Below are 1,045 nucleotides of genomic sequence, written 5' to 3'. Positions count from 1 at the left end.
CTAGTAGTCTCTCAATTCTAATAGTATAGATTGGATGAATGTGGTATAGTGATGCCAAAAAGAGGAATGACATATGCGCCCGATCAAAAATCCCGTTCGTTTAACCGTGGAAGAACAAGCAAGCTTACGAGCCCTCATTTCCAAAGGCCAATCCTCGGCACGAGCCATTAGACGCGCCCTCTTGCTGGCAGCCGATGAAAACAGACCCGGCGGTTCTTTGAAGGAGTTAGAGATTGCCGAGCGGATGCAAGTGCACGTGAACACGGTATATATCGTCCGAAAAGCGTATGGCGAGCAAGGCTGGGAAGGCGCCATCGGAAGAAAAAAACGAGCTACGCCGCCGGTTGCACCAAAAGTCACTGGTGAAGTCGAGGCAAAACTTATCGCACTTAGTTGTAGCGCGCCTCCGAGTGGCAGGAGCCGCTGGACACTCGAACTTTTGGCCGATCGAGCGGTAGAGCTGAATTACATCGACAGCATCTCTCACGAGAGCGTCAGGCAGGTCTTAAAAAAACGAACTCAAACCTCACCTTCGTAAATGCTGGTGTATCCCTCCTGAGCAGAATGCGGCGTTTGTCGCGGCGATGGAGGACGTGCTGGATGTATATCAGTTGCCTTATAACGCCGACTGTCCGGTCATTTGTATGGACGAGAAACCTTATCAATTGCTGGATGAAACCAGGCAACCGATCCCGATGAAACCCGCCAAGTCCTTGCGGGAAGATCGTGAGTATGTCCGCAACGGGACCTGCAGCATTTTCATCTTCACAGAACCTTTAGCAGGTTGGCGTCATGTCGCGGTGCGCGAACGGCGAACCCGTATCGACTGGGCGGAGCAAGTTCGGGAATTACTGGACGTTCATTATCCTAATGCTCCAAAAATCAAATTGGTAATGGATAATTTAAACACCCACTCCATCGCTTCTCTCTATCAAGCGTTCGAGCCCGAAACGGCCCGTTGCTTGGCCAAACGGTTGGAGATTCATTACACACCGAAGCATGGTAGCTGGCTAAATATCGCAGAGATTGAACTCAGCGTGATGAC

2 protein-coding genes are annotated in these 1,045 nt (G+C 50.7%); both read left to right on the top strand.

Translation table 11 applies throughout. The features are described from left to right. Positions 1-73: 73 nt before the first annotated feature. The gene (locus NLX71_RS26260) at positions 74-538 is read left to right on the top strand and encodes a helix-turn-helix domain-containing protein (protein WP_254366757.1); all 465 of its coding nucleotides are present in this window, start codon (positions 74-76) and stop codon (positions 536-538) included. Positions 539-548: 10 nt separating this feature from the next. Further along, positions 549-1,045: IS630 family transposase (locus tag NLX71_RS26255; RefSeq protein ID WP_254366758.1), on the top strand; the 497-nt coding region annotated here is incomplete at its 3' end.

The sequence above is a fragment of the Paenibacillus sp. MZ04-78.2 genome, from assembly GCF_024213375.1.
GTDB lineage: Bacteria > Bacillota > Bacilli > Paenibacillales > NBRC-103111 > Paenibacillus_G.
Note: the sequence above shows the minus strand (reverse complement) of the source record. Positions and strands in the feature narration are given on the sequence as shown.

Coding starts and splice junctions, on each gene's coding strand:
- NLX71_RS26260 (WP_254366757.1), top strand. CDS start 74: ATGCGCCCGATCAAAAATCCCGTTCGTTTAACCGTGGAAGAACAAGCA.